This window comes from Burkholderia sp. 3C (genome assembly GCF_054589155.1).
Window position 1 is genome coordinate 409,282 of sequence record NZ_BAAILN010000066.1, and the last position, 7,975, is coordinate 417,256.

Genomic DNA, 7,975 nt, shown 5'->3' on the forward strand with positions numbered 1-7,975 from the left:
CCCCGCTATTGCGGGGGCTGCGTTATCGAGCCTTTTGGTTCGGGTTCAGTTGCTTGCCACGATTTCCGTGAACCTTCGCATTCGTCTTGTTCGTGCCGCTCGTCCCTTTGTTGGGGTTGAGAGCATCTGCACGATGTTCGGATTGCTTCTTCGCCTGCTGGGACATGATGAACTCCGTAGTGGTGGACAAAGATGCAATGCTAGGTTCGAGCATCAGGCCCGAGGAGGGGAATTTTGGCTACGAAGTTTCTGAGCCATCGCTTCCACCCTGATGGAGATGGGGATGCCGCCAAGAACCGATGGGCCCAAGGCGATGAAGGGTTAGCTACCTCGCGATGAGGAGCTGATTCATTTTGATATGAGCTAAGAACTAAAGTTTGAGCGAACGATAGCCGTAGAAATGGTACTGCCACCCAAGGAGTTATCGATGAAACGTAGCGTTCTTACCCTTCTGCTCCGCATCCTCAAACGTCTAGCGGGCCGGCCACTGGCAGTTGCCAATTTCCTGTTAGGAGTCGTGCTTGGCATCGCCGTGCTGACGGTTCCGCCGACCATCTTCGGTTTCTCGTGGCAAGGACCACTGCTAAGTCTTCTCGTGAAGTTCAACACAATCATGGCGTTCGCAGGAATCGCTCTCTTGGTTGGCGCCGCGTTGAAGTGGGTGCCCAAGCTCCGAAACAATGGGCGGACCCATCAAGTAGCTAGGCACGCCGTCAATGGAGTGTCCGCGCTGGCTCTGAACGCTGCTGCGCTTCTCTTCGGACTTAGTTTCGTTATTGCCTGGACTCACGATGGACATGCGCTGTCAGTGATGCTCATTGGCGCAATCTGGTTCGTTGCTCTCCGCCACTATGTTCTTGAGCAGGCATCTGGCGCTCCCCGTATGGCTGTAGTTAGCGCTTGTGCAGGTTGGATGGCAGGAGTTTCGTTTCAGTCCGACATCGCGCACATAGTCGCGAGCGCAATGCACCATGTTTGATTCCCCGGCACTTGTTCGTTGAAAGGGCTCTGACGCTCTTCAGCCATTTCACCGACTTGGCCCCCATACCCTCGACAGGCGCTCTCGCAGCCAACGCAAAGCCTGTTTCGAAACCGCACCCGTCCGCCAACTTGTGCAGGAGCAGACGCACAAGCGCGGTACGAATGCACCATCCAGTTTTTCCAAGCTCGAGCTGGACACTTCAAAGGCGGAGTGATTAGGTCAATCTCCGGCTCGACAGCAAGCGAGCAGATTCGGTCATCGCCTAACAAATAGCGTTCTCGAGTGGTGACAACCGGCAGCACCACAACACTTGGCCAGCCGAGGCTTGCCAACGATTTCGACGCCATCATCAATTATGAGTTGGCGGGAGTGAGAAAGGTGCACCAGTAGCTCCGCGGATATTTTGGCAAAACTCGACTAAGGCGAATAGCAAAACATTGCTGACGCCCTCTTTCCAATCCACATCAACGTTCGGATACACACAGTGCCATTTCCATTTCTAGGTTTAGATGCTTGGGTCGAGAAGACAATCGAAACATACCAGCTTGCCGTTCGCGCGCGAAACTATTCAGACTTAGATAACATCAACTCGCCCATCCTTAGGTGCCGGGCGTTTATTTTTGGGGCAAATTTTTTTGCAGTCGCAGGCTTCGCATTTTTACTATTCACCTTAAATGTGAATGCGTTCAATATTGAACGCAGCCCTTCGAGAAGCGACGGCCTTTCTGACACAGCAGTAAATTTCGTCGAAAGCATTGCACCAGCCTTTTCACTGCCATCGATACACAATCTCGTTTTCTCAAGACAATTTGAAGTATTAGCAATCACTATTATTTTGTCGTTAATTTCCTCCATGGTAATCTGCGCCCTGCCCACCATCAAGGTGGCAACAGGAGTAGATTGGAAACGACGATTCGCGTTTGCTTCACTTACCGTATCAGTTGGACTTATAAATTTTGGATTCACGTGCGCAACGTTGGCGGCGCTAATTATGTTGGCGCGCGCAAAAGGTCATACACTCCCACCAAATAGCATCGTCCTCTCTGCAATCATTTCTTTATCAATTATTTTCGTACCCGTTGTCACGTATCTTGCACATAGGCTGAGTCACCGGTCCAGCATGATAGGGCTTGGAAATGTGCGCAGCCCCGCCTTTTATTCTGCGGCCGCTCCTCTTATGGTGATGTTCATGCTGGTTTATACGGCCGGCTGGGTCAACAACAGATTTCACCCCGGGTTCACCATATTGTTATCTGGCCATTGCAACGCCCCAACAAAAAAGGCATGCATTGCAACAATCAAGCCCAAAGACGTCGATGGAAAAGTTGCCCTACAAAGCGTCAGAGCACAACTTACCCTTGGTTATGCAGATGAGTTGAATATTACTGGGCCGCGTCGGCAAGCGGTTTCCGACATCGAATTCGAGGTAGTCCAGAACACAGATACTCCACTGCCAGTACAGCTGACCACGGACGTGACAGAAGGCGTGATTAAGAATACAGTATTCCACTGCCCATCGGAATTCGTTGGCAAATCGAGAAAACTCATCATTCTTCACGAACAAGCATCATCTCAAACTATAGTTTTAGATGGACATGGGTTTGGAAGCTACAAATTCATTCCTGCAAGCTTCGCATCAAACGCGGAACTAATCCAGCTTTTGAAAGGAAATCCCGACAAATGCTCGTTCTTTCCTTAATTTATTTTCGTAGTACAGTAAATTCGACATTGCTTTGACCGAGACTTAAACGCCCCCTGGCACTTTCTGCGAGAGGGAAAGGTTTGGCAATCATGGCGGCCCGGCCCTAGTCTCTCGCTCTCAGCGACGCGACTTCCCGGGGCCCTGCTCCCCGGATAGCCATGCGGTAAGCATAGCTGGTGTATGCGAGCACCTGGATGCGAAGGCACAAGCAGGCTTCTTTCCTAACTGCGTTATTGAACATCCATCTCATGGGCTTCTAGGCGGAGGCACGTGCCCGCTGCACCGATGCACATTTGGCACGTCTAGTACAGCAAACTGCCCAGCGGAGGAGGCGATAAATACGGGGCGACATTGCCTGCAAAGGGGCGCGATGTGCTGAGGCCGCAGAGTTGCGCTTTGGTCGCGCGATTCGGCACGATGAATGTTTGCCCCAAATGTGAATTACTACGAAGGGACCCAGAATGCACGCCCCTGCAGTCAGATGCTCCACCGGCTGAGCACCGAGTCCGCCAACTCGATGCCTGCCGAGGCACTCAAGCTCGACGCCAGAGCGTAAGCGCACGGTCGAGCAGCTCGCGCCCGCGTGCTTCGATAGTCGACTCGTCCCAGAAATCGAAGCGATTGAGCACACCGTTTATCGGTGACACGGAGTGCGTGAGAATCGCATCCCGCTTCTCCACCCATCCGGCGTTCTGCATCGAGCTATTGAGACTCCCGGTGACGATAGTCAAGTTTCCGAATGCATGGATAGCGTCGTTACGACGACGGCTCTCAATAACTCCGGGGTTATCTTCCTTCGCGAACCATGCATGCTCGACACCCTTCGAGCCGTCCTGCAGCGGCCAGTTGGGAACCCATGCTTGAGGCATGATGTGTTCGATGCTGAGCGGCCCATTTGCGCTAACCGTCTCGGACTTTGCCGACCGATAGGTTTCGCTGATGCGCCACAGGATGTGTGTCAGCCTTAGGTTGTTGAGCGCTTGATACGCCTTGAGGTTCATCCAGGCCTCCGATACTGCGTCGTCGCTAGGCCATTCGTCAGTCTGGCTTCGGAAGGCCATCAAGTAGTCACGTACGACTTCGGCGGTTGCCCCCTTGCTACGGATAGCTTTCGTGAGGCCCATGAAAATTCTGTTGTATGCCTTCGTTTCCCCACCGCAGATTGTCCGCCGAACAAAGTAGCTCTCAAGCATGACTGCGGTTTGCGACATGTCTTCGTCGCTCGCCGACAGGTCCAGCATCGCAAGTAGAGGTGGATACGCAGTGCTGACATCGAAAAGATTGAGGAAATGCGCAAGCTTCCCCAGAATCGGAGACTCGTCCGGCACACAAAGTGCACGGAAATGGTCTCGCTGACGCGCAAGCTTGGAGAGCTCGTCCGCGACGCTATCAAATGGGCGCTCACGCTCCACCCAATGCTTGTACTCGACAAACAGATGCTTAATTGGAATGTCGCGAGCCTGCTTGCTCCCGAGGTAGTGCTGGATGAATAGGTCGCTGCGGGGCCGGCGCAGTCGGCCTTGCGTCACCTCTTCTCTCCAAAACGGCTGGTCGAAAGTAGACCAATACGCCTCGTAAAGCTCCTCCTGCTTCTCGCCGTGCCGCGCCGCCCGGAGGAAGATGTAATTGCGCAGAAGGTCTGCTGGCAGGAGAGGTTCACCTCGAGCATTCAGCGTTTCGAAGATGACCTGCGCGTCGTCGCCGTCACCTAGGTCGATGGCAACGACCTTCAACGCGGTCTTGAGCGCTTCGAAGCACGCTTCGACACGGAGTTCCATATCAAGATTCGCCCCTACCGGCGCCTCATCGCTGTCGCCCTTGAAATACAAACTCAGCCGGTCATAGAAGAACACATACGCCTCCACCATGCGTGGCCGCGGGTCGTACCTTCTTGCCCTGGGCCGCCGCGTCAAGGGATGAATCTTCTCGAGAGCGGCTTTGGAGCCGGCCGAAATCACATCCTTGAACTGGGCACGGTCCGCTAGCGTCGGCCAAACCTTGAATTGCTCGACCTCGGGCTCGGCCATACGGCCCGTGTTGAGCGTGAACTTCTCGCACTCATCAGCGAAATCCGGGAGGTATTCCTGGCGACAGAAATCTCGAAATGCTGCGAGGAAAATCTGGAGGGTTGTCAGCCTCTGCTGCCCATCGATGACACTGCGCCGCTCGACACGGCCAGTTTGGGTCTGCTTCTGGTCGAGCACCATGGCACCGAGAAAATGGACCGGGGCGTCCCGTTGGTCTTCAATGTATTCGGTGAACTTCCGCGAGATGTCCTCCCACAGAGGCTCCCATTGATGTTCCTGGCCCCACACGTATTGTCGCTGGAACATTGGAATCTCCAAACGCATCTTGCGTTCGAAGATTTCGAGCAGCGGCATTGCATTCGCTTCCATTTATGGTCTCTCTGGCGCCGTTGGATATTAGAGTAGAGGCAAAGCCCGGCACAATAATAGCTCCGAATTCAGGGTAAGGCGCGCCGCTCGCCAAGCTGGGGAAAGCGCATTTCAACAGGTGCCCATCACCCAACTAGATGTGCGCGTCTAAGCAGCGCGAGCCCTCTTGCCGCGTCGATAGTGCGCAGGCGAGTCAGGAATCTAAGTAGTTTCGCGTCTCTCTGCTAGGATGATTCAATCTCTATCCATGGGTACAAACAACAAGGAGAGAGGCCGTGCCCGAACAAAATGAATTCCTCTACTTCGCATACGGCTCCAACATGAGCGCGAGACGCTTGGCTACACGCACGCCGAGCGCTCGTATGCAGACCATCGGCTCGTTGTCGGGCCACCGGCTCACGTTCGACAAAGTCAGCAGGGACACTTCTGGGAAGTGCGATTGCGAATACACAGGGAACGACGAGGACCGAGTTTTTGGCGTTCTCTACACCATCGCATACGCAGACCGACCTGCCCTCGATAAGGCTGAAGGGCTGGGCAACGGATACGACGCCTGTGAGGTCACGGTGGAAACCCAAACCGGCCGCATTCTGGCGTGCTCCTATCGAGCGACCGACAAAGACGCCGCCTTGAAGCCATTTGAGTGGTACAAGCATCACGTTCTCGCCGGCGCTCGAGAAGCAGGGTTGCCGGATGATTATGTGGCGACGCTCGAGATGGTCGAGGCAATCGTTGACCCTAACCCTGCTCAAACGGAAAAGGAGATGCTCGTTTATCGCCAGGTGCCCGCGACGTGAAGATACCGTTCGCAGTCGATAGCAGCGGGCGAATCATTGACATCCAAGACGTGCCACCGCCGGCGCCGGGCTCCTTCAAATGTGCCGTGTGCAAAAGGGAGGTCATTCGAAAGCAAGGTGAGAAGCGCATCTGGCATTTCGCACACAAAGTCGACTCCGACTGCACAGGTACGTCCGAAACCGCTTTGCATAAGCTTGCGAAGCAGACACTCGTGGAAAGTAGCCTGCTCCACGTGCCAGCCGCTATTTGCACACTCGATGACGAATCGGACCTAAGAAGCATCACTCTTCGTGACGCGAAAACCCTGCGCTGGGACGAGCCCGGCGAGGCCGAGGTCACCGTTGCCACCATCCGTCCTGACTTCCGGGGCGTCTGCAACGGTGAGGCTATCTTTGTTGAGGTGACGGTCACACACAAGCCTGAAAAACCGAAGCTCGAAGTGCTTCGACGCCTGCAGGTTCCCACCCTCGAAATTGACTTGTCCTCGGCCCCTCGCGATGCGACTGCACACGAAATTCGTAACCTGGTCCTCAGCGCTTCCGAACGAAAACGCTGGGCGTTCTACCCTGGGCAGGTCGAAGCCATCGAGGAACTCAATAGGATGCAACGCCAACGCGATTTGGAAGCTTATGACGAGCTAGTGCGAGAAGAACAGGAAGAGCGAAGGCTCAACGTTGCGAGAACAGAGGCACACGCGGACAAACTGGCCGAAATCTTCAAGCGGACCGAGCGAATCCATGCGACGTTTCGAGCGCTGCCTCCCCGTCAAAAGCTGGAATTCCTTGAGGACGAACTTGGAAAGCCAGCCGTATTCTGGCCAGCAATCCTTGGGCAGTCCGTGCGCGGCGCCGATGCAATCCGCGTCCCGTCTCGCATCTGGCAAGCTGATGTGTTTAGGGAATACATCCTCGGGCGTAAATCTAGGGGGGCGCTCGCGTTGGTCAAACTCGAAGAAATCGCTGATTGGTTGCACGAGCGATACGAAATTCCCGCGGCTAATTCACGGCCGGTGCGCGTCGCGCTCTGGCACTTCCTTTCCGGACTCGAGCGCGCAGACTATTTGAGCAAACTCAATGGACAGCAATTCAAAGTCCTTCGAGACCGCTTGGGTGACGAATCGCGCATACCTACACTGGAGGAAAAAGCGCGCATCCAAGAGGAGGCTTTGCGTGGCTGCCAATGGTCTTCCAGAAAACCTGATATAGGGAAATTCAGGCAAACCGTAAGAGACATGGGAATCTTCATCAGTCCAGGCGTGGAGAGAGACATTCTGCTCGAGCTTCAAGAGCAAGCCACCTGTTGGAGATATATCCCAGAAAGCTACGCGAAGCTTACCGCGTGGAGAATAGAATTGCCGGTTGAACTGGTAGTTGGCCTACTCACTAGCGCTGGCGTCTTCGTGAGGCACCCGGTTCAGTAGCCGGAGCGTGCTAGAGAGGCAGCCAGCACGCCCCTTCTACGTTCGCTTCCACTCCTGTCCAGCGACGAACTCATCCCGCATATCGATGCCACTGCCGGCGAGGCCAACTCCGAAGGAGGTCACACGCCACAGATGACACTAGCAGACGAACAGCAGTCGCCACCTGCGACGTCTCCCCACCCTTGAGTAGCGCGACGCTTTAGAGTCCAATCACGTAGTGATCTCCTCCCGACTAGCCGAGCGCCTAGACTTGGAGGTTTCCGGCCTTAAGGTGTGCGAGCCGGAACTCGCACGGCGTCAGATCGCCCAGCGAACTGTGCGGTCTGAATTCGTTGTAATCCTGCCGCCAGTGCTCGATCTTTTCCCGGGCATCGTCCAGTGACAAGAACCAATGCACGTTCAAACATTCGTCCCGCAAGCTACCGTTGAACGATTCGATGAACGGATTATCCGTGGGTTTGCCAGGGCGTGAGAAGTCCAAGGTCACACCGTTTTCATACGCCCAGTGATCCAATGCATGCGAGATGAACTCGCTGCCGTTATCGACCTGTATCCGTTTTGGTGTGCCACGAAGCGATTTCAGATGGTTCATCGTAGCGACGACATCGGCTGCCTTCAAGGCGTAATCGACCGTGATCGCCACGCTCTCCCGACTAAAATTATCGACCACAGTTAAG

Annotated in this window: 7 protein-coding genes; 4 read left to right on the plus strand and 3 right to left on the minus strand. The window is 54.7% G+C overall.

The window, feature by feature from the left end; genetic code table 11:
* Positions 1 to 22 precede the first annotated feature (22 nt).
* Positions 23 to 166: a hypothetical protein gene (locus ACYP33_RS12180; protein WP_459621902.1), complete on the minus strand. Its 144-nt coding sequence runs from the start codon at positions 164 to 166 to the stop codon at positions 23 to 25.
* Between the two features lie 261 nt (positions 167 to 427).
* Here ACYP33_RS12180 and ACYP33_RS12185 point away from each other — a divergent pair, with 261 nt between their 5' ends.
* A complete protein-coding gene (locus ACYP33_RS12185; protein WP_459621904.1) occupies positions 428 to 979 on the plus strand; it encodes a hypothetical protein in 552 nt (183 codons plus the stop codon).
* Positions 980 to 1,466: 487 nt separating this feature from the next.
* A complete protein-coding gene (locus tag ACYP33_RS12190; RefSeq protein ID WP_459621906.1) occupies positions 1,467 to 2,681 on the plus strand; it encodes a hypothetical protein in 1,215 nt (404 codons plus the stop codon).
* A 536-nt stretch (positions 2,682 to 3,217) separates the two neighbouring features.
* Here the strand turns inward: ACYP33_RS12190 and ACYP33_RS12195 are convergent.
* Entirely contained in the window at positions 3,218 to 5,080 is a 1,863-nt protein-coding gene (locus tag ACYP33_RS12195; protein WP_459621908.1) for a DUF262 domain-containing protein, read from the minus strand.
* Positions 5,081 to 5,355: 275 nt separating this feature from the next.
* On the opposite strand from ACYP33_RS12195, the gene ACYP33_RS12200 reads away from it, so the two are divergent.
* Together ACYP33_RS12200 and ACYP33_RS12205 are read left to right on the plus strand one after the other, a co-directional pair.
* Positions 5,356 to 5,877, plus strand: a complete 522-nt coding sequence (locus ACYP33_RS12200) for a gamma-glutamylcyclotransferase family protein (RefSeq protein ID WP_459621910.1) — start codon at positions 5,356 to 5,358, stop codon at positions 5,875 to 5,877.
* Positions 5,874 to 7,298, plus strand: coding sequence for a competence protein CoiA family protein (locus ACYP33_RS12205; RefSeq protein ID WP_459621912.1), 1,425 nt, complete (start codon positions 5,874 to 5,876; stop codon positions 7,296 to 7,298). Before ACYP33_RS12200 ends, ACYP33_RS12205 begins: the two co-directional genes overlap by 4 nt.
* A gap of 244 nt (positions 7,299 to 7,542) precedes the next feature.
* Here the strand turns inward: ACYP33_RS12205 and ACYP33_RS12210 are convergent.
* Positions 7,543 to 7,975: integrase core domain-containing protein (locus ACYP33_RS12210; protein ID WP_459621914.1), on the minus strand; the 433-nt coding region annotated here is incomplete at its 5' end.

What these genes read in the sequence shown, in the direction of transcription:
- ACYP33_RS12185 (WP_459621904.1), top strand. Translation starts at nt 428, where the DNA reads ATGAAACGTAGCGTTCTTACCCTTCTGCTCCGCATCCTCAAACGTCTA.
- ACYP33_RS12195 (WP_459621908.1), bottom strand. Translation starts at nt 5,080, where the DNA reads ATGGAAGCGAATGCAATGCCGCTGCTCGAAATCTTCGAACGCAAGATG.
- ACYP33_RS12180 (WP_459621902.1), bottom strand. Translation starts at nt 166, where the DNA reads ATGTCCCAGCAGGCGAAGAAGCAATCCGAACATCGTGCAGATGCTCTC.